Origin of the sequence: Streptomyces sp. WZ-12 (assembly GCF_028898845.1) — a bacterium.
GTDB lineage: Bacteria > Actinomycetota > Actinomycetes > Streptomycetales > Streptomycetaceae > Streptomyces.
Window position 1 is genome coordinate 1,705,725 of record NZ_CP118574.1, and the last position, 22,139, is coordinate 1,727,863.

Consider the following 22,139-nt stretch of genomic DNA (forward strand, 5'->3'; position numbering starts at 1 on the left):
CTGCCAGTCCGATGCCCATCGACGGTCCCAACTGAGCAAGGAGCCTGGCGACTTGGCGCCGACCGGCGGGGAGTGTCACGCCCGGCCCGTGAACGGCACAAGTTCAGGCCCCACGAATGCCGCGCCGCGCCCTCGGAGAAGGAAACGGGAAACAGCATCGATCGCCGGGGCACACGCCGATGTCATCCATCGCGCGACCCAGCTCCTGCTGCGCACGCTCCGCTCCCCGTCGGACGAGGTTCCGCTGCTCCAGCGCAAGGACCTCGCCGAGCGGCTCGCGAAGATCTCCGCCGACACCGGGCCGGGCGGTCACGTGCGCTTCGCGGAACTGGACTACGAATCGGCCGTCCGCGCACATTTCTGGGACCACATGCCCGATCTGCGGCCCCACCTCGGCACATGGGCCGCGAGCGTCGTGGACCTGCACGACCCGCATGTCGTCCCCGCCGTTCGGGACGGTCTGGTGACACATCTGGCGGGCCAGTACCTGCGGACCGGGCGCGGGGACGGTCTGGCGTCTCTCGCCGAGCGATGGAGCACCGAGGCGCCGAGCAGAGCGCGGCTGGAAGCCGCCTTCCAGGCGCTCACCCGTGGTCTTGAAGATCCGGCACACGGCAGGGAGTTCCGGAAACGGATCTATCAGTGGTGTCTTCACGGTCGTCTCAGGGGAGAGTTCGCCGAGGTACTCGTCCGGATCTGCGCCGATGTCCTCGCGGCCAGCCATCCTGATCAGGCGCTGCTCCGGCTGTACTACCTGGCCCGGCGCGAAAGCGCCCCGGCGCAACCCGCCCTGAAGGCGTTGCACGACCTGGTGGCCGGCAGCCGTCGGCTGCGCCGAAGGCTGCTCCACCGCCTCGCGCGATACGACCTCACCTCGCCCGACCTCAGCATCTTCCTGCGAATCTGCGATCCGGAGCCGCTGACGGACTCCTCCGACACCTCACGCACACTGGTGGAGGAGAATGGGGTGAGGCACTCCCTGACGACCTGCTGGCATGCCGTGCTCGCCGAACTGCCGCGGGCGGCATGGCAGTCGCACGCGGCACGCTGGCTCCACCGGGCGGCCGACAGCACCGGCCACCGCGGTGAGCTTCTGCTCGACATCCTGGTCCGCGCGGCCGCGCAGTGCGGGGAAAGACGGGGTGAGGTCCTCGCCGCGCTGTACGCGAGCGCCCGCGAAGCCGAACGCACCGCTCCGGGAGGCCCGGCCCGCTCCGCCGAAACGACCGAACTGCTCCTCCACAAGATCGGCGTGGCTCAGGGCCTCAACCCAGCCGCCCCACCTCCGGCATCGGCCAAGGGGACTCAACCATGACGACCGCACGAAGGACGACAACCGTCTTCCTCACCGTCTTATGCGGCCTGCTCCTGACCATCGTCGGCCTGACACAACGGTGGCCCACATGGGCATGGTCAACACTGGCAGTGCTGCTCCTCGGCGTCCCCGCAGCCGCCTTCCGCATCGCTTCAGCTCGCCGCGGCTCCATCCCGTGCAGCTTCACCAAACAGCTCACGGCGCCCCCGTGGAACGCACGGAGTACCACATCAGCCGAGTGGCACTGCCCAGCCACTGGGACGACTACGACTTCGTGTTCTCGGCGACCGTACGCTGGTATCTCCTCGAATCGGCCAGGAACGACCCCGTCTTCAATCCGGCGGGGCTCGCCGTCGAAGCAGTCCTGAACCGCGCCCGCGCCGTGACCGAGAAACGGCAACCGGGCCAAGCCTCCCTCGTTCAGCACGAACTCAGCGGTGTCCTCAGCCGTATGCACCCGGACCCCACGGGGCACCTCCAGGCCATGGCTGAGCACATCAGCCTCACCTTGCTGGAACAGGACCAGGAGCGCTTGGACAGACTCGCCGACGTGCGCAAGGACAAGGCCGTCTGGGAACACCAACGCAAGTACGAGCAGAGCAAGCGCCAGTACCTGGGCGAGGACGTACTGAAGGACACCGGCAGCGCCGTGGTCTGGTGGCTCGCCAAGAACGACGAGCACGTGGAAAAGACCGTGACGGACCTCGCCCTGCTCGCGCGACTCACCTCCGCGGCCAACGACACCGACATCCCCGAGCGACTCCAAAACCTCGTGTCGCCGCAGGCCGACGAGCCGATCACCCCGGACCTCCTGAAAGAGGACCCGGCTCCCGCCCCACAGGAACGGACGGCTGCGGACCATCTCGCGGGCTTCTTCAATGCCATGGGATTCACGGACGGAGACGACCGGCGGACGATGCTGGCCAAACAGATCTCCGACATCATCACGCAGCAGAACCGGTACGAGACGGCCGAGGACCTACGACGCCGGTTCGATCCACCGGCGACCTACACGCCCGACAACAGTGCGGAGCCGAATCCAACAGACGGCGACCAACGGTGAGTTGGCCACTCTCGCGACAACCGGAGCAACCGAGCCGGTGTCCCCCGTGGACACCGGCTCGGACAACGCGAAATACCGTCTGCTCACCACCAACACCGCACCTGACGACCAGGCCATCACCGCCGTCAGCCACACTGCCAGGTCCGCCCACGAGAGCTCGCCGCATCCGATTCCGCCCCAGCGGCCAACTGCCCCTCCCCCTCGCATCGTTGCCCCCAGACAGGCGCCCTTCCCCACCAGCTCGAAAACCGCCACGGCACCCCCGACCACCAAAGCCACACCTCGAAAGACAGTCACCCGAAGAAACTCAACCGCACCCGCCGCAGCGGGCTGTCCACGTTGATGCCCGCGAGGCTCCGTTGGGGCAACCCAGGCTAGCCGGAATGCGACGCGCACCAGGCCGGTGCCGTGGTCATCACCTTCCGGGATGACCACGGCGGCTGGAGCACCAGCGAGGTGTGCAGAAGTCAGCCGTGGCTGGTCCGCCGTACTGGCATTACGACACCTTGCCAGCCACCCGATCAGGAGTCGTAGCGCTTGGTCACTACCATCGTCGTCCCTGCGAGCACCGCTCCCACTGGCGCCTCGGCCCACTCAGCAAGCAGCAGCGGCTTCTCGTCCACGGACTGCAACAAGTGGGCGATCTCGTCGGCGCTCGGTGCAACCGGAAGTGCACAGCCGATCACGGGGCTGCCTGTCGCACTGCTGTGGTCTCCGTACTCTTCGTCGGGATCGTCCGGCTCCCAATGGCCGATTTCGATCTCCCATGAAGCGTCGTCATCGCCGGGTTCCGGCGCTTGGACCGTCAGGTAGAAGCCGTCAGAGTCGTACGGCTCCGCAAAGATCTCTCTACCGGGGTCATCCAGGGAAGCCCACATGCCGCCGCCCTGGGCGTGTGCCGTGACCAGCACCCGGAGGTCAGCGGCGGCCTTCTCCCGCTCCTCAGGTGTGAAACCTGTTTCACGGTGATCGAGCTGTTCGCGCGTCTCGTCGCTCATCGTGTCCATTCCGTCGTCGTACTTCACGAAGGGATGGCCGAACTCCCAGCGGCGTTCGATCTCCGGCTCATCCTCCGAGGAAGCCCCCGAGAAATCGTCGAGTGCCATGCGCAACTCGTTTTCTTCTAGCTCCAGTTCGGCACGGATCGCTCTACTGACCGTGTCGGGCAATGCCACCAAGGCACTTTCCAGATCACCGAGGGCCTGGTGAAGCCGCAGGCAGACGTACTCATACCAAAGACTGTGGGCACCGGTGAGAAGAGCGGCCCGGGCAGCAGCGTCGGTCAGCGCTGCAAGATGCTTGTGCGGGTAGTAGTCCACACGCTGCTCGCGGCGGTCGTGAATGCTGACAGGGACGGTAGCGAAGGCGGAGACCCGATTGAGAGCGTCGACGATCGGAACCGCAAGGCGAGAGTCGCCAAGACTCGTCACAGTCTTGGACACGACGCCGTCCGGTCCCTGGTAGGTCGCCAGGATCTGAGTCTTCCCACGGTTGGCGTGCTGAGAGTAGACGGTCAAGGGGACGCCTTTCGCCTGTCCGGCAGACGACAGCCGGACAGGGTGGGTACGTAGGGGTGTGGAAGGAGGTGGGGGCGAGGGCGCGTTCCGACGCTCCGTACCTCAAGATGACTGGGGGGGTGGCCCAGGTACTGTCCCAGGCTCCATTCCTGCCCACAGGCTAGATGCATGCCCTGCGCCCCCACAAGCAGGTTCTCGCGCCCGCTCGGTCCGAAGGATGGATGGCTGGCGAAAAAGCTTCGCAACCGGACGTGATGACGCCCTGGGCCCCGCCCAGATCGCACACCGGCCTTCGTCGCGGGGAGCTAGCCACAGCGGTGGCGTCGTCATGGACGCGCCCTGGTGGATCCAAGCACCAGTAGCGAGAAGCGTGGCGAAGAGTTCCTCCACGAACGGCTCATGAGACCGCAACCCCCCTCGACCGTATTGGAGCCTGAGCCAGCTCACAGTGCGGGCGGTCACCAGACCAAGGGCGGCATGAACCTAATGTCGTTGGTACCCCTCACTCTCGTGGGGAAGACAGGTCCTCGGCGTCGCGCACGGTCTCCAGCCGCGGAACACCCCCACTCACGTGGGGAAGACACTGCGGGAGACGTTCACCGATTGCACGACGGCTTCGCCACGGGCGACCTGTCGGTACAGGCGCTTGCCGGAGTCGTGCAGCCGCACCTCACCGAACGAGCCCAGACGTAGGCGACGGTGGGTGGCCAGGCGGATGCCGGGTTTCTTGACGTCGTGGTGCAGCCGGAATGAGTCGCGGGACCTGCCCCGTTTCTTGAACCGCGGGTACCCCACCCGTCGGCCGGCCCGCTTGCCCGACAGGGAGTCCAGCCAGTTCTTCCAGGCCCGATCCGCATCGATGAACGCCAACTGGAAGACGTAGGTGCTGACTTCGTGCCACCACGGGCACACGCCCTCGGTGTCGGTGCGGGTGTCGCCGCGCTCGGTGACGAACGCTTTCTGGACGGTGGGCTTCGACGGGATGGGGACCTTCGTGTGCTTCCGCGCCTCCGCCTCCGGCATGCCGCCGGCGACCATCGCTCGACCTTCGCTCGCCACTGCTCGTGCGCCTGCTTCTTCGCGGCGAGCGCGTAGTTGACGGCGAGCCGTGCGTTGCCGCACCACCGCAGCAGCCTCTGCTCCTGGACGGAGGAGGGAGCCAGGGTGAAGCGGAAGGCGCGCAGCACCTCGGTCTTCATTCGGCCCTCCTCTCAAGGTCGTTCTCACCGTAGTGGGCACCACTGACAACACCGTCGCGCTCCCGCGGAGTTGAAGTGTCAGCTGCCGCCAGCTGAGGATCGCAACCGCGCCGGCATCGCACCGCAGCACGGTCTTGGCCAGGTCGACCCCGGACATGTCGCCGCCGCTCAAGCCGTCGTGCGCAGCAAAGGAGTCCGCGCGACAACGGGCGTCGTCCCGGCCTGCTGGGCGGCACGCTCGGCTCGGGCACGGCGCAGCGCCGCGGCCTCGGTCGCCGCGGCTTGGCGACGGTGCTGGGCCTGGACCGCCTTGATCGGGGCTGGTGCATCGTCCGGATCCGCTTTCGGCTCGGGGAATGCACGGCGGCTGAGTTCGCGCATCGCCTTGGTCTGCCGTTGCGTCGCTTCTGCGGTGGCCGGGTCCATCAGGGGCGGCGGAACGGCTTCACGGTGGGCGGCGAGGGCGCGGTGGTAGCCGTCCGAGGCGGTCTCCCGGGTCTTCACCGGCCCGGCGGGCGCGGTCGGCTTCGTGTCCAGGCCGGCGGCTTCCGCAGCGGAGCCGACTGTGCCGGGCGCGGGTGGCATGACGTGCAAGGTGCGGACGTTCGCGCGCTGGACCTGCTTGTCGGGCCTGGGTGATCAGCTTCGGTGCGCTTCAACGCAGCTTGGTGCCGTATGCGGGGGCGTCGGGGACGACGTCCAGGCGGCCGGTGTCCACGTCGAACTCCACCGCCTGGACGTGCCCGGCGAGTTCAGGCGCGACGGCGGCGAGGATGCTGCGAACAGGGCGAGGACGCTGCCGCCGGCGGCCGGGGCGACCATGCCGCGTTCGGTCATCATCATGCCGGTCGCGGTGCCGAGTCCAAGCGGCTCACGGCCGTCGCGGTGCGGGCGGCCGTCTGCTCGCGCAGCTGCTCCAGCCGCGTCGCCAGGAGGTACTGCGCGGTGCGTTCCCGGGCAGCGTCGGCGGCCTTCGTCGCGGCGGCCACCGCGTGTGAGGGAGCGGACGCCCAGGCAATCGCACCTCCGCCGGCATACGCGGCCGGACCAAGCCACCAGGAAACGGAAGGCAGGACGGGGCATTCCGTTAGGGGCTCTCGGTCGCACAACCCCGATGGGACGCGTGCTGGGGCGCTCGCTGAGCGAAGGCGACGGAGTGTAGGTCAAGAAATCATCAAGCATTCTTTGCGACCCATTGACCGAAAAGATCAGGCCACCCGTCGCCCCCAAGGCTCGGCGGGTGCGGTCACCGCGGCACCCCAACCTTGCTGGCGAGCGCCAACGCCTTGCCGTCGCGGACCAGTTCAAAACGACCTCAAGTCGACCTAAAGCTGTCAACTTGGCTGTACATCACGCAAACCCCCTCGTAATTTCATGGGTGCCACATCGAACGGGCACTCGATCCGCTTCGGTGGCGCCCGCAGGGGACGGGCCACACCCGCGCACGCCTTGGCTGTTACGCACACACACGCGCGCCTCCTGCACCGAACTGGCCATCCACAGCCCGGCTGTGACGTCTGGAGTGCATCTGCGATGAACGTGAAGAAACTCGTACGCACGACCGCAATGGCGGGAGTGACGCTGGTGGCGATGGGGACGACGCCCCTCGCCCACGCTGAAAGCCTCTCCGGCACGGGCAACGCGGTTGCCTACGCCGCCGGATGCCCAGGGGATGGGCACCTCACCCGCAACCACACCTGTACGTCGCTGAGCAGCGGTGCCCTCTTCCACCAGAAGTACACGAACGACAAGGCATCGACCTCGTACAAGAAGACCGGTGGTTCGAGCATTTCGGCGCGCCTGGGCTTCAACCGGGCCGGGACCACGAAGTGGAGTAGCTGGTTCAGTCAGGGCGGCGGCACGACCAAGAGCTACAGCTGGAGCGGCGTCACCTACTGCTCCAGCACCGTCGGGCTGCTGGAGGTGAAGGGCCAGCAGACCTACCAGACACCGCTGGCCAACTGCACCAGCTGATCGTGATCGCCGGCCAACCACTTCCAGATCCGCTCCCGGACGGCCCCCGAACGCCGGCAACAGACCTCTCCCCTGCTCCCCTGGATTAGGACACCGTTCCGTGTTCTCCGCCATCTTCAAAGACCAAGTGGGCTTCCTCGTTGCAGCGCCCTTGGCCATCCTCGTGGTGGCCGCGGCCTGCTTCTGGCTCACTCACCGTGCCGGCAGACGCCCTTGGGCCCACGCGGCGTTCGGTGCCGCGGTGTCAGCCGAGCTGGCCCTCACCCTCTTCCTGCCCAGCGGGGCCTCGACCGACGACGGCACGCACAGCTGCGTGATCAACCGCAACGTCGTCGAGCCGTTCGCCACCGAGCAAGGTCTCCTCAACCTGCTCCTCTTCCTGCCCATCGGCTTCTTCGGGCTGATGGCGCTGCGATCGCTCCTCCCGGTCCTGGCCGGAAGCGTCCTGCTGTCCCTGGCTACGGAGCTGTTGCAGACCCTGCTCCCGTGGGTCCACCGCGGGTGCGACAGCAGCGACCTGGAGATGAACTCGCTGGGCGGTATTGCCGGCGCCCTGCTCGCCTGGGCCCTGCTACGGCTCCGGCGGCGCCCCGTGACGCCCCTGGAGCAGCACGCTCGTGCCACCGCACTCACGTCCGCCGTGCTTCTCGTGGTCGCCGGAGTCGCCTGGACCCTCTGGATCACTCCGACGGCAGTCGACGCCACCAGTCTCCAGCTCACGGGCAACAAGGAACGAAGGGTAGCCCAGAAGGCCATCCACCAGGCGTTCGGCGACCGCTACACCATCAGCAACGTCCAACTCCAACCGGGAGTTGACGACGCTCCAGACAACCTGCTCATCGCCCTGGACAGCGGCTCCGCCGAGCTCTCCTGGCCCGACGCCTCCCAGCTCAACGTCAGCCTGGAGAGCTCCAGCGAGACGACCTCGGCCAGCTTCCCCGTGCCCGACGTAACCCACACCCCCGCCGGCGAGAAGGACGCCCTGTCCATCGCCCACCGCTACGCCGATGAGCACTACCCGCGCGAGCTCAAAGATGCCGAGCCGCAGGTCTACCCCGTCGGCGATCGAGCGGAACTCGGATGGATCGTCAGCTGGCGCCGCCGCGGCAGCAACGGCGTGCTGATGCCGATGCGCCTGGACGTCCAGGTCAACACCGCCGGGCGGGTCTCCCAACTCCTCGTCCGCAGCGCGGACGATCCCCAAAACCTTCCCCCGGTGAAGGTCGACAAGGAATCAGCCCAGCGCGCCGCCCTCGACTCGATGGAACTCCCCAAGGGAGCCCACAACGTGCGCGCCACGGAGAGCGAACTGCTCGCCGTCCAACGCGACGGCCAGTGGCGGGCGCAGTGGATGACCGCCTTCGAGGCCGACGACAAGAGCGTCATTCTGGATCCGGTCTACGTCGATGCCAACTCCGGAAAGGTCGATCCCCGGGCGAGCAGAAAGCAGAAGATCGACACCCCGGACTCAGAAGAGGACGGCGCAGTGGAAACGACCGTCAACTAAGCCAACCCCTGCAGGTCTTCGTGACAGGAAAGAAGCGAAGACTCACTGATACCCAACGAATCCCCGCGTCCTTGAAAAGGAACGCCAAGTCAACAGGAGACTCAAGATGCGTAATTCGGCAACCAAGGCCGCTCGCTCCGTGGCTGTTGTCGCCCTTGCCGTGACCGCGATGGGTACCACCACGGCCGCTCACGCGGCCACCGCACCGTCGGCTGGCTCGCCGACCCTGTACGCCGCGGGCTGCCCCGGCGACGGACGGCCCGGAGGCGGAAACGCATGCACCTCCCTGAGCAGCGGTGCCGTCTTCCACAGCAAGATACTCGGCGCCAACGTGAGAATCGAAACGAGCTACAAGAAGGTCAGCGGCGGCAAGATCACGGGTCAGCTGGGGTACAGCAACCGAGGCACCAACCACTGGGGCAGCACCTTCACACAGTCCGCGGGAACCACCAAGACCAGCTCCTGGACGTCCTACGACTCAAGCTTCCGCTGCGCACCCACCGTTGGGCTGCTGAAGGTAAACGGCCAGGGTACGTTCCAGACCCCGGTCGCCAGCTGCTAACACGGACTATCCAGACCGCCGGGCATGAGGAAGAGCTCACCAAGCGCCGCACATCCTTGGCGATAGCCCCCAAAGCATCCACACGCGGAGGCTAAGCAGATTCCACACACTGCAGGGTGAACTCACGCTCGGCGAGTATGAATTACCAGCAAATGGGCCTGTCAACTATGTAAATTGACAGGCCCATTCGCAGCTATGAATCCAAAGAAATGCCACTCTTACCCCACCGAATATGCGCCGCCACCGGCGGTGTGTGGCGCTCGCGAAGGTGCGCGGTGGTATCAGCCGCGGTCGCGTAACAGGGCGAGGGCGCCGCTGCGGCGGCCGTGCACCGTCACGAGGGTCTGTGCCTTGCCGAGCAGGACGGCCAGCACCACGACACCGAGCGACGGCACACTGTCGATGGGGAGAGCGGAGGCCATCACCACGCGCGCGACGGCGTCGATGAGGAAGGCAATCCCCCAGGCCGCACTGGCCACTTGCATCCATCGGCGGAAGGCGGGGGTGCTGTGCCACAGGCGGTTTAGATGTTGTTTCACTTGGTGAGTTGGCGGTAGCCGATGAGGACTGCGGCTATGCCCACGAAGGCGAGGAAGTGTTCGGCCTTGCGTTCGTAGCGGCGGTGGAGTCGACGGCAGCCGGCCAGCCAGGACACGGTTCGCTCGACCACCCAACGATGTCGGCCCAGTCGTGTGGAGGACTCTATGCCCCTGCGGGCGATGCGATGGCGGATGCCACGCTTGCGGAGCCATCTGCGCAGGTGGTCGTAGTCGTAGCCCTTGTCGGCATGCAGCTTCGCCGGCCGGCGCCTGCGCGGTCCGCGGCGGGAACGGATTGGCGGGATGCCGCGGACCAGTGGCTCCAGCCCTTGGCTGTCGTGCATGTTGGCCCCGGAGATACCCAGCGACAGTGGCAGCCCGTTGCGATCGGTGATGAGGTGGATTTTCGATCCGCTCTTGCCGCGATCGGTCGGATTCGGTCCTGTCAGTGGCCCCCTTTTGCCGCCCGGACACTGACCGAGTCGATCGCACAGCGCGACCAGTCCACCTCGCCGCGGGCTCCGAGCTCGTCGAGGATGACCCGGTGGAGCCGGGCCCAGACCCGGTCCCTGCTCCACCGGGCGAAGCGCCGATAGACGGTCTGCCAGCACGGCCCGAACACCGGCGGCAACTGCCGCCACGTGCAGCCCGAGGTCGCCACGAAGACGATCGCGGCCAGAGTCTCGCGGTCACCCGCCCGGCGCCGGCCCCCGCCCTGCGGACGCTTCACTTCCATCGGCGGCACCACGCGCCGGAACAGCACCCATAACTCCTCCGGCACCAACCGCTCAACCAGATCCGTCATGGCCTGACCAACGACCAATAAGCCCAAAAGAAACGACGTCTTAGAGTGCGGTGGGATGGGGCCGGTCCCGAGGCCGCCAGCACCGGAAAACGGCAGCCTCCCTGGTCTGCTCGGAGGTGGTTTCGGCCCAACCGGCGTCCAGGCATCGTCGAGGGCCACGAGTGCAGCCTGACAGCCCGGCCCCATCGCACCCGGCGTTCTGTTCCCAGCAGAGCTACGCTCCCGCCTACGCGATCACCGAATGTGCGCCGCAGAGGGCATAGGAGCGATCTTCTTTCCCAGGCCCACGGGTGGAACTGGTGAAGCGGAACGTCACCTACGGGTGACGGAAACTCGTGGAGGCGGCTGGCCGAGGGGAGAGCTGCCCTCGTGAAATCTCTCCCGTACCAGTGGTGCATCGCCTCTGCTTCTCGTGCTGTTGCTACTGCGATTGCGCTAGTTGCCGCCCTGGCGGGCTGCTCAGGGCATGACGATTCCTCTGATGCGAAGTCGTCCCCTTCAGCCGCCTCGTCGCAGGCCGGGGACGCCAAGGCCGGTTCCCTCACAGCCGTGTTGGCCGGACTTCCGTGAAAGCCGCGGCGTCGAAGGCCGGCTACGACCATGTCAAGAACTTCGGAGCCGCCTGGACGGACAACACAGAAGCCTCAGGGGGACACAACCACTGCGACACCCGCGACGACATCCTCAAACGCGACCTGGCGGCCGTGAAGTTCACGAGCGGTTCGAAGTGCACGGTCGCCTCCGGCACCCTCGCCGACCCCTACACCGGCAAGACCATCGCCTTCCACCGCGGTCCGAAATCCTCCGCCGTGCAGATCAACCACCTCGTCGCCCTGTCCGACGCCTGGCAAACCGGCGCCCAACACCTCCCCCAAGCCCAACGCGAAGCCCTCGCCAACGACCCCCTCAACCTCGTCGCCGCCGACGGCCCAGCGAACATGGGCAAGGGTGACAAGGACGCCGCCTCCTGGCTACCAGCCAACAAAGCCTTCAACTGCACCTACGTCGCCCGGCAGATCGCCGTGAAGCAGAAGTACCACCTGTGGGTCACCGCAGCCGAGAGCAGCGCGATGAAGACACTGGCCGCGTGCCCCGCCCAGCAACTCCCGACCGAATCCTCGCCCGGCGTCGCGCTCAAGCCGTGAGCTCGGTTGGCCACTTCGTGACGGCGTGGACCACGCCATGAGGGGACCTGCCCCGCTGGACCTGGTTCCGTCACGAGGCCGCGACCGCCGCGGTGCTGCGCACGACGGTCGGGCTGCCGGTCCGCGCACCGCGGCTCAGCGCCGTCCTGCCGGCGCGGCAGCACCCGACTGATCAGCCAGTCCACCGGGTCCGCGATCGGACTGCCGAGCCGCATCTGCTCATGCAGCCGCCGGGCGAGCCGGTCACTTCGACGTTGGCCTCGTCCTGGCTGTCGACGGGCCCCCGACCGACCCGCCACAGAGTCGGCGCCAACCCCCGCCGCACTGGATGACGGTGTGGCCAGTTCGGGGGCGATGGCCGCCCACCGTTCGCGCAACGAGGCGCCGGCGGCCGGGAGTTCCGACGCGCGCTCGGTGACCAGCGCGCCAATCGCGGCCTTGAGGCCCATCGGCTCGCGCTCAGCGGCGGGCTGTACTCAACCTCGCTGGGCGCGGGGGCGTCTCCCCACCCGGATACATGATGTTTGGGAGGTTTGTGTGCTGGTTGTGGAGGAAATTGCCCTGGGGGCAGGCGAGGCGGCGCTGTACCGGGAGTTGTACGCGCCGACGTCCGTGCCGGTACCGGAGCTGAGTACGGAGCCGTGGCCGGCGCCGGCGGGAGTCCTCGCCGGGCGGCGGGACGGCCAACTGGTCGGATGGGTGGTGTTCTTCGCGGGCAGCGCTAACGGCAACAAGGACGAGGGCCGGGCGGTCCTTCAGTGGATCATGGCCAAGCAGGAACGTGAACGGATCACCACGGGATACATCACCGCCTCACCCGCCTCGGCAGCGGACGTGGACGACCTGACCACCCTCGCGGACGCAGGAGCGCGGCAGGCCCGGCAGGCCGGCTACACCTCCATGGAGTGGGGCCCGGCTGAGCCCGGCCTCGCCGAGGGCCTCGCCACCCGCTTGAGCGCCAGGACCGCCGAGGACGAAGACGGCTTCCACTCATACCGACTTGCTTGGTGACGTGCCCCCGTGCTGGAGCCCGGCCGGCAACACCTCCGCGCAGGCCAACCGACGGAATTCGCTGGCCTGCAGCGATGCGCCACGCCGACCGTTGTAGTTCCCGCCTCGATCGAGATCAGTTCCCAGCCGGTGCCAACGACAGGGGGACACAGGCATATTGGGCCTGGAGGCCAGCGGCCCTCTCGCAGGACCACGAAAAACATAACTCGGGGACATCGCCGAACGGGGTCGGGCGCGGAAGGCGTTCCCATGTGGACGCTGACGCAAGGAGCACTTGCGGCGACCTGGATCGTGCAGGTCCGGCACGACAGGAGACTGAACCAGTGCGCGCCAGTCTGAGCCCGGGGCGGCGGCGCAGGCCGTGGAGTCGAACTACCGCCGGCCCGGCGTGCGTTGGTGTCCCGACGCTCACGGCGTGATCGTCAGGACCTCGTCCACCGATCGGCGCGGTGTGCTCGGGCCGTAGGGGCCGTAGCCCAAGTGCAGGATCATCTGGACGTGGCCGGCGCGGAGCGCGGGTCGCGCAACAGCCAATGCAGGTCGGGTCATTGCAGCGGCTGGGCGGCGAAGGGAGTGGCGAGCCGCTGGCGGGTGGCGCGGAGCAGGACGCGTTCGAGTGCCTGGCCCGCGCGCAGCCAGTCGGCCGGGCCGTCGTGGGTGGTGCCCAGGGAGGCGAGCTGCGGGCGCTTCTCGAAGTCGGCGTAGGGGTGTCCGGGGATCGGGCGGCGACCGGCGAAGTCCCGCATCGGGCGGCGCCGCCGTGTTTGGCGGGGCCGAAGGCGTACTCCGGGATCCCGTCCGCGGGTGATGCGACGGGGGCGTCGCGGGTCCGGCCGCGCTGTTCGGCCTCCCGGCCGTCGTCCATGCGGTGGTAGCCCCTCGGCGTCCAGGACGAGGTCGGGCACCGCCTCGCGGTGGGGAGTGGTCAGGAAAGCCGGCCGGGCCCCTTCCCCGGCTGCGGCCTCGACCAGGGCCGCGCGGTGGCTCTCCGGGATGGGCCGCTCGGAGGAGGGGTAGCGACTGGTGTGCCGGACGCGGATCGCGTCGTGGAGACCGGAGAGACCCGCCTCCAGGCGCCCGTACGGCACGTCGAACCGCAGGGAGGCCAGGAGCATGGGGGTGTGCGGGGCCGGAAGCAACGCGGTGACGGTGTGGTGGCCGGCGTGCGCCGAAGCGACACGGAGGTTCAACAGGGCCGCGCCGCAACCGAGATGGAGCCCGCGGGTGGTGGGGTCGGCCAGCGGGTTGGCGGTGGCGCCAGGTGGACGGCAAGGGCGGCAGAGAGCGGCAGCACAGCCGACAGCAGGATCACCAAGACGGGCCTGGTCTTGAGGCGGCCGGTCGGCACCGGGCGGCCGACCGCGTTGGTGGTCACGGCACGGCCGAGGCTCCGGCGCGGCGGCTTCGTGGCGGTGTGCCCGGGCCCGCTCGGAGCCCGGGCCCACCGTCCGCGTCTCACTCCGCCGTCAGATGCTCCTGCGCGAAGGCGACGGCGTCGGAGACGGCCTTGTCCGCAGCGGGGAGATGCCCGACGAGGAGATGCCACACATGCCCTGCCTCCGGGGCGACGTCCAGGCGCGTGGGCACGGAGTCCTCCGCCAGCTTGGCGGCGAGCCGGAGGGCGTCGCTGAGCATCACCTCGTGTCCCCCGATCTGGATCAGTACCGGAGGCAGACCGCGGGTGTCGGCGAAAACCGGCGAGGCCAGCGGACTGTTCGCCGGAGCCCGCCCCAGGACGATTCCCGCGGCGCGGCGCAGCCCCTCCCGGCCGACGGACGGGTCGACGCCGTCGAGGGTGAACATCGTGGCCCCGGTGTGTTCCAGGTTGGCCCAGGGCGAGAACGCGATCGAGGCCGCCGGCATCGGAAGACCCTGGTCGCGGGCCGCGACCAGGGCGCTGACCGCCAGCGCGCCACCGGCCGAGTCACCGGCGAACACCACGTTCTCCGGCTCCACGCCCTGCTCCAGCAACCAGCGGTAGGCCGTCACCGCGTCCTCGACCGCGGCCGGAAAGGGAGCCTCGGGCGCCAGCCGGTAGTCCGGCACGAGTGCATGCGCGCGCAGGCGCCGGGCGAAGTGGCCTACCAGCCCGCGGTACCCCTGCGGGTCGCCCGCGAGGTACGCGCCACCGTGGAGGTAGACCACATAACGGCCGTTGACCGCACCTGCCGTGATCGCGCGCTCGGCGGCGACGCCGTCGGCGTCCACCGCGTGGAACGCCACCCCGTCCGGCGCGGGAAAGCTGTCCTGGAAGAACTTCCGGTAAGCGAGCCGGACATCCTCAAGGGAGCCAGGCCCCTCCCCCGCAGCCGCGTCGATGACATCACCACTGCGGGTCGCCCACTCCTTGTAGAAATCAGAAACATGTATCGAGACCACAACGGTCCTCCTCACGCACAGGCGAACAGCGGCTTCGTGCCGACTGCCGACGGACACCACGAGCCTCGAACACTCACATCAATGTGAAGGTCAAACGCTGACGCAGCAGGTTCGCTCACATGCGCATCGGAGAACTGGCAGACCGTACCGACACACCCCAGCGCCTGCTGCGCCGGCCAGCGGCTGTCTCGGATCGATGTCATTTCCTCAGACTGTCCAGCAGGCTGCCCGCTACCCAAGGGCGTCACGAGTCTTCGTCGGCAGCCATCCGTTCCGCCCACTCGCGCACGGTCGTTGCTCGCTCGATGCGGCTGACGATGTCCTTCTTGGACGCCGTGTTCAGGGTCTCCGGGATCTTGTCGAAGGTGTCGGGAAGCTGGACGCGTTCACCATCGACTGGAAACACGGTCAGGTCACCTACCCCAACGATGTCACCGCCACGAACTGGTATCCCCGCACCGATTCCAAGGGGCTGGCGGTCATCCAGGTGAGGTTCCCCGTCAGCCGCTGCGGTCCCTGTCCTGACCTGCGCTCATGCGTCACCTCGACCACCGGCCGCCGCCGTGAGCTCATGCTCCGCCAGCAACAGGCCGACCACGACACCCTCCGCGCTACCCGAGCCGAGCAGCAAACCGACGCCTGGAAAGAGCGATACAAGATCCGTGCCGGCGTCGGGGCACCATCTCCCAGGCTGTCGGGCGCTGCGGCCTGCGCAGATCCCGCTATCGCGGACTGACGAAGACCAGCCTCCAGCACCAGCTCGCCGGCGCCGCGATCAACCTCGCCCGCATCGATGCCCACCTCACCGCCACACCCCGAGCCCGCACCCGCACCCGTCACTTCGCAGCACTTCGCCCCGTCGAGCTGACGCTCGACGGGGCGAAGTGATCAAGAGCCGAATAAACCAACAGCGTCCCGGTTGGTCCGGGCCCGCTCGCATCGTCCGCGGGGGTCGGATGTACCTGCACGCGACGCCGTTTCCGAGGAACGCCGCCGCGCACGGGTTACGAGGCGGTGCGGGGTAGTCGGGCGAGCCAGTGCACGGTGCGGCACGGCATGTCTCCTCAACGCCGATGCCCAGGCAGACGACGCCTCCTCCACCACCCGTGCGTACGTGGGCCTACTCGGAGACCATCAGGGAATCACTCGGGAAGGTACGCCCTCCGCGTTCTCCCCGTTCCACAGGTTCCGAGCATGGCTCCGTGCAATTCCCGGACCGACGCTGGCAGTTGCGTGTCCACATCCCCTCCCTCCAGCCACTTGCCTCGCCAGGTATCATGCAATGCATGGAACCAGGTGATTCGACCAAGCAGGCCCGGGCAGCCGCCCAACTGCGCAAGGGAGTCCTGGAGTACTGCGTACTCGCCCTGATGCGGGACCGCCCCCGCTACGGCGTGGAACTCCTCCACGCGCTGGAGGACTCCGGCGCCCTGGCCACCAGCCAGGGCACGGTCTACCCGCTGCTCTCCCGGCTTCGCCGCGACGACCTGGTCACCACGACCTGGCAGGAGTCCGCCTCCGGACCGCCCCGTCGCTACTACGCACTCACCGACAACGGCCGCGCCGCACTCGACGAGTTCACCCGCCTCTGGCCCGGATTCCGCAACGCCGTCGACGCCTTCCTGACCAACCCCAATCCCCCCACCGGAGATCCCACGTGAAGACCCCCGCCGACCCCGTACGCGACTACCTCTCCGCCGTCGAGCGCGAAGCCTGCGCACTGCCCGCCGACCGCCGCCAAGAACTCCTCGCCGACCTCGCCGAACACATCGAGGTGACACGCGCCGAACGCCCCCATGCGACGATCAGCAAGGTCCTGGCGGAGCTGGGAGACCCCCGCACGATCGCGGCAACGGCACTGACTGAGGCAGGGAACGGGACCGCCGCGGCCTCGACCTCTCGCAGTGACGGTGCACCCGCCCGGCGCGGCAAGGTGCACCCCCTGGTCCCGCTCCTGATGCTCCCCCTCACGATGGCCTTCGTCATGGTCTTCCCCGCCCAACCCGGCCCGCTGATCTGCTTCCTGTTCCGCATCACCGGCGTGATATTCCTGTGCACCTCAGCGCACTGGACTGCCGTCCAAAAGACCACCGGCGTCCTGCTCGCCGCCGTCGTGCCGACCGCCATCATCGCCACCGCGAACCTCTCCGGCGGCGGCCCAACAGCCGGCACCCCGGCCTTCCTGACCAACCTGGCAGTGCTCGCCCTCATGGCCGGCACGGCAGCATGGCTCTGGCGAGCCCGCCGCGTCTGAGCGCGACCGACAGCACATCAAGGTCAACCAGTACATCGACCTGGCGCCCAACTGTGCGTGGCCACCGCCTTCGCCGGCGTCTGCTCGCACAACGAGGCCCGTGACCAGTGCGCCCTTCACAACCCGAGGCCCGGCGGCTCGCGCCCGCCCCGGCGGACCGGGCGCGACCTCGGCCTCGCACTCCGTGGCGACGGCCGCCGGATGGTCGGGTCCGCCAGCCTTGAGACAACTGCTGCTGGCCTTGGAGAGTAGGAACGCCGCCGGTCTTGCTTCGAGCTCGGGAGGCCGCTGTGGGGTTCGTCAAGGAATTGAGCTGCGTTTGGGCGGGTGGACGGGCAGCATGGCGGCATGCCGGATCTGTTGTGGGATGACGTCAGGGACTTCTTCGACCCTGAGCTGATGGGTGCTCTGCCTGATGTGTCCGTGACCGACGCCTCGGTCGATGACTGGCAGGCGGTGTTCGACCTGGTCCGGTCGAGCGGATGGACGTGGGGGTACTCGGAAGGCTGCGTTCGGATGCCCCTGCCTCCGGCGCAGGAGGTGTTGTCGAGGCCCACAGACGCGGACACGGCCGTGCTGAAGGTATGGCCTGTCACGAATGTGCAGGTGAACTTCTGGCCGATGTCGGCCGGTGAGGTCGACTTCGATGTCGACCTGCGGGAGTTGCAGGGACAGGAAGGAGTGGATGTCCTGTGCGGCCTCCTCGGAACGATCGGGCGCCGGCTGGGCAGGCCCGTGCTGATGACCGGACAGGGCGACCGGGGCAACCCGGTGCTCGGGTTCGACCCCGTGGTTGATCGTGTGGTGCTGCTGGCGGATCCTCTCGGAGTTCGGCTGACCGCCGCGGCAGGCGGGGATTCGTAGGAGGCGCCGTCGCGGAGCATCACCCTCGGCTGTGCCGTCATCTGCTGGCGACGGCTGAGGACCCCGCTCTGATTCCCGGCCAACGCAAGGTTGCATCCCATGTCGCGAACTCGCGCCGAGCGCAGGGAGGCGGAATGCTCGCTACTAGTCGGCTGGTGTCCACGGCGGGTCTGGTGTGATGTTTGTGCCGTCGCAGTTCCAGCAGTCCCATTCGTCCGGCACTCTGTACAGCTCGCGCCAGAACCCGGTCGGCTCGCCGTAGACGACGCAGTCGGTACCGCACCACCCGCACTCGAATTCGAAGTCCACCACACCCCCGAGAACCATCGCTACGGACCATGCTCAGGGTTCCGCAGCCGCCTGCTCGGAGCCAGACGGCGATCAGCCAATGAGAGCGGCACGGCTGGCCGGTGCTGCCCTCGATGATGGTGTCCTTGAAAGCCGGCGGTCGGTTTCGGATCCTCCCACCCGCGTTGGGACGAGGTCCGAACTCAACTCGCGGCTCACTGGTGGCACTTCGGCCCGAGCGGCGACTCACGTACCCGGAGTGCTGGTGGTGTGGTGGATCTGGCCGCCAGCTAGCCGGAGGCATTCTGCTGCCTCTGGTCGCCGGCGGTCTTGTCTGACTGTTGCATCGTGACTCACCATCTGTGATCAGACCGATACGGCTGGATGGTGGGGGCTGCGATGTCGTCGGGTACGGGCGGGGGCTACTGGGCGGACAAAGCGCTGCCCAGCGTGTTCAAACACGATCTTCTCAAGCGGTACTTGCCGCAGTTCGGGGGAATGACGGGTACTCAGTCCCACGACAAGCGCGTGGTCTACCTCGACGGGTACGCGGGAGAAGGCCGCTACGAGAACGGCGCGCCGGCGTCCGCGGAGATCGCTCTGAGGGTGGCCTCGTACCTGCGCGGCAGGCCTGGGCTCACGCTGGAGTGCTTCTTCTCCGAGCCCCAGGCACGCTCGTTCGACCGCTTACAAGCGGTCGTGCAGCACTACCTGGCTCGCGGTGTCAGGGCGCATGCTCATCGTGGTGAGGTCGACGGCGTGCTCGACCAGGTCGTCGCGCGCGCCGTGAGGGAACCGCTGTTCCTGTTCCTGGACCCGTGCGGGCTGGTCCTGCCGCAGGACCGTCTCGTCGACGTCTTGGCGCGCAAGCGCCCGCAGAAGCGTCCGGCGACCGAGCTGTTGATGAACTTCAGCATGATGGCCGTCTGGCGCCTGGGCGGACACGTTCGCTCCCCCAAGGGCAACGAGAAGTCCCTTCAACGGTTCGACGACGTGTGTGGCGGGACTTGGTGGCGGGAGTACTTCGCCGACGCCGTGGCCGCCCGCGGCAAGGCCGGCGCGGCCGAAGACGCCATCGAGGCCGTGGCGGCCGAGTACGCCCGCCGGTTGGCGCGGCGCACCGGGATGCTCGTGCAGTCGGTGCCGGTGTCGCACTCGCCACGCAAACGGGCCGTGTACCGGCTGGTGTTCGCCACCCGCAGCCCCTACGGCCTGTGGGTCTTCGGTGACACCGTGGCCCGGGCGCGTACCACGTGGTGGCAGACGCTCGAGGACCGTGAAGACGATGATGGTGCGCTGTTCTCCGTGGCCTCGGTCACTCGCCCGGATCCGAAGGAAGTCGAGACTAAGGCGGTGCCGGCGATCGCTGAGAATCTGGCGACGCTGCTGGCGCGGATCAGGCGCCCCATCAAGGTGGTCGACCACACCCTGGAGGTCTTCGGGTCCTACTACGGGCAGGTCACCGAGCCGGTGGTGCGCCAGGCCGTACGGCTCCTGCACGAGCAGGGCAGGACGCCCAGCAACGGGGTGGGTGTGAAGAAGGTTCGGGAGATCACCGTCTCCCCCGGGAACCTCGCCGCTTGAGGGTGTGGCCGGCCTGTTGCGGCCGGCCACAACGAACAAGTGGTCGGTCAGGCCGCCGTCGGCAGCGGCATCTGGTCCCAGGTGCGCCCCTCCAGCAGTCGACCGCCGGTCTTCGGGGTGCGGCCACCCCACTGTTTGAAGAAGAACGCGACGCCGGCGTCCTGGCAGGTGTCGCGGATCTGGGTTACCCATGCCTCGTCGAGAGGCCGGTGCCCGGGACCGGACTCGCCGCCGGCGATGACCCAGTGGATGCCGTCCAGGCGCAGGCCGGGCAGCGGGCCCAGCAGGGGCTCGCAGGACAGGAACCGCACAGCCGCGGGAACTTGGCGCAGATCATCGACGCGCGTCAGTTCCTTCTCGGTCTCCACCGACACCCCCATCCAGAGGTTGGCCGGCCACTCCAGCCTCGGGGCGACCTGCCGCAGGCGCCGGGCGCGCTTGGTCAGGACCTGGTAGGTGTGCTGCGGAGTGTCGGCCATGACCTGGAAGACCTGTCGGACGAAGCTGAGCGGCACCTTCGCGTGGAACAGGTCGGACATGGAGTTCACGAACACGGTTCGCGGACTCTTCCACCTGTAGGGGACGTCCAGGGCGTCCGGGTGCAGCGTGACTCCGAACCCGGGCCCGGACGTACGCGGGTCACCATCGTTTTGGTACTTCGCCGCGCCCATCGCCCTCAGCCGCTTCGCCAGGGTCAGGGCGTAGCAGTTGTCGCAGCCGGAAGAGACCCGGTCGCAGCCGGTCGTCGGATTCCAGGTCGCCTCGGTCCACTCGATCGAACTGCGGTCGCTCACCGGTCTCCTCCCACACTCACGTACACGGCCGCACTCCCCACAACGGCCGCCGTGCGCTGCCTAACGATGCCCCTCAGGCCAGGACACCCCGCCAGCAGTGCTGGTATCCGCACGCCCTCGATCGACTCTCGTAACCTCACGTCTCCAACCTTCCATTCAGCCATGCAGGAACCTAGTGCTTGCCGTCGACCACGGTCGATACGCCGCCCGCACCATCGGTGCACGCCCCTCCCGGCGCACTGCACAACCGGCTCGCGGGTGATGCCGCTGGGTGCCTCCCGGCCGCTGCCCTTCTTCTCGCCACCTCCCTCTCGGAGCGCCGTACCCGTGGGTCGGACCGCCCCCGGACATCGCTTCGCCGCTCATGCCTGCCCCCACGGGGTGTAGCTAAGGTCGAGGTCGCCAAGGCCTGGCAGCCGCTGCACGGTTGCGACGAACGCCCTGGTGAACAGGCGCTGCGCTGAGTGCTCGCCGTACCGAGCGATGTGGTCGTGGACGATCTGGTGGTCGGCGGCGGTGCGGTTGCGCCGGTCCAGGACCTGCTCGCAGGTCAGGTCCCTGAGAACCATCTCCTGGTCGTCATCGATGTCCTCGAACTCCGGCTCCACGACGGGGCCGGGCCGGCGGGCGGGCGCGGGCAACACGACCGGGGCCAGCGGAGGATCGACCGAGACGTTGCCCTCGAACCGCTCAGCCGCGGCTTCGGCGCGGGCTGCGACGACCGCTTGCCAAGCGCGGACTCGTTACCACTCCCGCTCGCGTGCCCACGCCCTGGCCGTCACCTCCGGGTACAACTGCCGCTCGGTAGCCGTCCGTCGCTTCCAAGAGGACGGTGCGGAGCACCACCGGCCGAGGGCTCCCTCGCCAGTCAGCCTTCCGGCCGCCAACGCTACGAAAGCGGCCACGGCGTGCGTCCTGCTTCGAACGGTCCACAAGAGCAGCCCTCGAAGTTGCCGAGCGCGTCATCTACGGCGAGGCTTGCGGCATACGCATTTTCTCCGGTGCGTTCTCCCCGCCTCCCGGAATGCAGTGCCGGAGGCGGGGAGAGGAAAAGCTCCCGCTGACGGCATCTGAGCCTGACCCAACGTCACACCCCCCCCGGGATGCGGCCTCTCCGCCCTTCTCCGTGACGGACTTCGCACTCTGAACGCCGCGCCTTCGCCCTGGACTTCCGCACGTGGCTCGTCGCCGCGGCGAACCACGTGACCAACGGACGTGCCGTAGCCCCCGCCCAGACAGCAACGTGCGCTCAACCGGCGTGCACGCCGGTTGACCGCGCTGCAGCTGGGAGCACATGAGGGACGTCGAACGCCCCGAACTCCTCGCGGCATGAACAACC

Annotated in this window: 22 protein-coding genes and 2 pseudogenes; 12 read left to right on the forward strand and 12 right to left on the reverse strand. The window is 68.1% G+C overall.

The window, feature by feature from the left end:
- Window positions 1-88: 88 nt before the first annotated feature.
- Together PV796_RS07290 and PV796_RS07295 are read left to right on the forward strand one after the other, a co-directional pair.
- Window positions 89-1,315: a hypothetical protein gene (locus PV796_RS07290; protein ID WP_274912099.1), complete on the forward strand. Its 1,227-nt coding sequence runs from the start codon at window positions 89-91 to the stop codon at window positions 1,313-1,315.
- 88 nt (window positions 1,316-1,403) lie between these two features.
- The gene (locus PV796_RS07295; RefSeq protein ID WP_274912100.1) at window positions 1,404-2,378 is read left to right on the forward strand and encodes a hypothetical protein; all 975 of its coding nucleotides are present in this window, start codon (window positions 1,404-1,406) and stop codon (window positions 2,376-2,378) included.
- A gap of 521 nt (window positions 2,379-2,899) precedes the next feature.
- Here the strand turns inward: PV796_RS07295 and PV796_RS07300 are convergent.
- From PV796_RS07300 to PV796_RS07315, 4 genes and pseudogenes are all read right to left on the reverse strand, one after another.
- A complete protein-coding gene (locus PV796_RS07300; protein ID WP_274912101.1) occupies window positions 2,900-3,895 on the reverse strand; it encodes a hypothetical protein in 996 nt (331 codons plus the stop codon).
- Window positions 3,896-4,462: 567 nt separating this feature from the next.
- Window positions 4,463-4,954: a hypothetical protein gene (locus PV796_RS07305; protein WP_274919402.1), complete on the reverse strand. Its 492-nt coding sequence runs from the start codon at window positions 4,952-4,954 to the stop codon at window positions 4,463-4,465.
- A gap of 59 nt (window positions 4,955-5,013) precedes the next feature.
- Window positions 5,014-5,094, reverse strand: a pseudogene (locus PV796_RS07310) (hypothetical protein); the annotation flags it as partial.
- A gap of 168 nt (window positions 5,095-5,262) precedes the next feature.
- The gene (locus PV796_RS07315) at window positions 5,263-5,679 is read right to left on the reverse strand and encodes a hypothetical protein (RefSeq protein WP_274912102.1); all 417 of its coding nucleotides are present in this window, start codon (window positions 5,677-5,679) and stop codon (window positions 5,263-5,265) included.
- A 948-nt stretch (window positions 5,680-6,627) separates the two neighbouring features.
- Between PV796_RS07315 and PV796_RS07320 the strand changes: the two genes are divergently transcribed.
- From PV796_RS07320 to PV796_RS07330, 3 genes are all read left to right on the forward strand, one after another.
- Complete coding sequence (locus PV796_RS07320) at window positions 6,628-7,068, forward strand: hypothetical protein (protein ID WP_274912103.1); 441 nt, start codon at window positions 6,628-6,630, stop codon at window positions 7,066-7,068.
- A 241-nt stretch (window positions 7,069-7,309) separates the two neighbouring features.
- Complete coding sequence (locus PV796_RS07325) at window positions 7,310-8,575, forward strand: VanZ family protein (RefSeq protein ID WP_274912104.1); 1,266 nt, start codon at window positions 7,310-7,312, stop codon at window positions 8,573-8,575.
- 106 nt (window positions 8,576-8,681) lie between these two features.
- Window positions 8,682-9,137, forward strand: a complete 456-nt coding sequence (locus PV796_RS07330) for a hypothetical protein (RefSeq protein WP_274912105.1) — start codon at window positions 8,682-8,684, stop codon at window positions 9,135-9,137.
- 281 nt (window positions 9,138-9,418) lie between these two features.
- Here the strand turns inward: PV796_RS07330 and PV796_RS07335 are convergent, their stop codons facing one another.
- Both PV796_RS07335 and PV796_RS07340 read right to left on the reverse strand, forming a co-directional pair.
- On the reverse strand, window positions 9,419-9,622 hold the full coding sequence (locus PV796_RS07335) for a hypothetical protein (protein WP_274912106.1): 204 nt from the start codon (window positions 9,620-9,622) through the stop codon (window positions 9,419-9,421).
- 50 nt (window positions 9,623-9,672) lie between these two features.
- A protein-coding gene (locus tag PV796_RS07340; RefSeq protein ID WP_446750566.1) for an IS5 family transposase occupies window positions 9,673-10,481 on the reverse strand; the annotation gives its coding sequence in 2 pieces (ribosomal slippage) (window positions 9,673-10,139 and window positions 10,139-10,481; 810 coding nt in all).
- Between the two features lie 566 nt (window positions 10,482-11,047).
- On the opposite strand from PV796_RS07340, the gene PV796_RS07345 reads away from it, so the two are divergent.
- Entirely contained in the window at window positions 11,048-11,626 is a 579-nt protein-coding gene (locus PV796_RS07345; protein WP_274912108.1) for an HNH endonuclease family protein, read from the forward strand.
- Between the two features lie 537 nt (window positions 11,627-12,163).
- Complete coding sequence (locus PV796_RS07350; RefSeq protein ID WP_274912109.1) at window positions 12,164-12,637, forward strand: hypothetical protein; 474 nt, start codon at window positions 12,164-12,166, stop codon at window positions 12,635-12,637.
- 408 nt (window positions 12,638-13,045) lie between these two features.
- Here PV796_RS07350 and PV796_RS07355 read toward each other — a convergent pair whose 3' ends face one another.
- From PV796_RS07355 to PV796_RS07370, 4 genes are all read right to left on the reverse strand, one after another.
- Window positions 13,046-13,171, reverse strand: coding sequence for a hypothetical protein (locus PV796_RS07355; RefSeq protein WP_274912110.1), 126 nt, complete (start codon window positions 13,169-13,171; stop codon window positions 13,046-13,048).
- 11 nt (window positions 13,172-13,182) lie between these two features.
- Complete coding sequence (locus tag PV796_RS07360) at window positions 13,183-13,827, reverse strand: hypothetical protein (RefSeq protein WP_274912111.1); 645 nt, start codon at window positions 13,825-13,827, stop codon at window positions 13,183-13,185.
- A gap of 265 nt (window positions 13,828-14,092) precedes the next feature.
- On the reverse strand, window positions 14,093-15,016 hold the full coding sequence (locus PV796_RS07365; RefSeq protein ID WP_274912112.1) for an alpha/beta hydrolase: 924 nt from the start codon (window positions 15,014-15,016) through the stop codon (window positions 14,093-14,095).
- A 244-nt stretch (window positions 15,017-15,260) separates the two neighbouring features.
- Window positions 15,261-15,422: a hypothetical protein gene (locus tag PV796_RS07370; RefSeq protein WP_274919403.1), complete on the reverse strand. Its 162-nt coding sequence runs from the start codon at window positions 15,420-15,422 to the stop codon at window positions 15,261-15,263.
- Between PV796_RS07370 and PV796_RS07375 the strand changes: the two are divergent.
- From PV796_RS07375 to tcmP, 5 genes and pseudogenes are all read left to right on the forward strand, one after another.
- A pseudogene (locus tag PV796_RS07375) lies at window positions 15,393-15,904 on the forward strand (transposase); the annotation flags it as partial. The gene PV796_RS07370 and the pseudogene PV796_RS07375 sit on opposite strands and share 30 nt — an antisense overlap.
- Before the next feature lie 398 nt (window positions 15,905-16,302).
- The gene (locus PV796_RS07380; protein ID WP_274912113.1) at window positions 16,303-16,677 is read left to right on the forward strand and encodes a PadR family transcriptional regulator; all 375 of its coding nucleotides are present in this window, start codon (window positions 16,303-16,305) and stop codon (window positions 16,675-16,677) included.
- Window positions 16,674-17,270, forward strand: coding sequence for an HAAS signaling domain-containing protein (locus PV796_RS07385; RefSeq protein WP_274912114.1), 597 nt, complete (start codon window positions 16,674-16,676; stop codon window positions 17,268-17,270). The genes PV796_RS07380 and PV796_RS07385 overlap by 4 nt, the downstream gene beginning before the upstream one ends.
- A gap of 348 nt (window positions 17,271-17,618) precedes the next feature.
- Window positions 17,619-18,134, forward strand: a complete 516-nt coding sequence (locus PV796_RS07390) for a hypothetical protein (RefSeq protein WP_274912115.1) — start codon at window positions 17,619-17,621, stop codon at window positions 18,132-18,134.
- 675 nt (window positions 18,135-18,809) lie between these two features.
- Window positions 18,810-20,006: a three-Cys-motif partner protein TcmP gene (gene tcmP, locus PV796_RS07395; protein WP_274912116.1), complete on the forward strand. Its 1,197-nt coding sequence runs from the start codon at window positions 18,810-18,812 to the stop codon at window positions 20,004-20,006.
- A 47-nt stretch (window positions 20,007-20,053) separates the two neighbouring features.
- Here the strand turns inward: tcmP and PV796_RS07400 are convergent, their stop codons facing one another.
- Both PV796_RS07400 and PV796_RS07405 read right to left on the reverse strand, forming a co-directional pair.
- On the reverse strand, window positions 20,054-20,800 hold the full coding sequence (locus tag PV796_RS07400) for a DUF5131 family protein (protein WP_274912117.1): 747 nt from the start codon (window positions 20,798-20,800) through the stop codon (window positions 20,054-20,056).
- Between the two features lie 362 nt (window positions 20,801-21,162).
- The gene (locus tag PV796_RS07405; protein ID WP_274912118.1) at window positions 21,163-21,444 is read right to left on the reverse strand and encodes a hypothetical protein; all 282 of its coding nucleotides are present in this window, start codon (window positions 21,442-21,444) and stop codon (window positions 21,163-21,165) included.
- Window positions 21,445-22,139 lie beyond the last annotated feature (695 nt).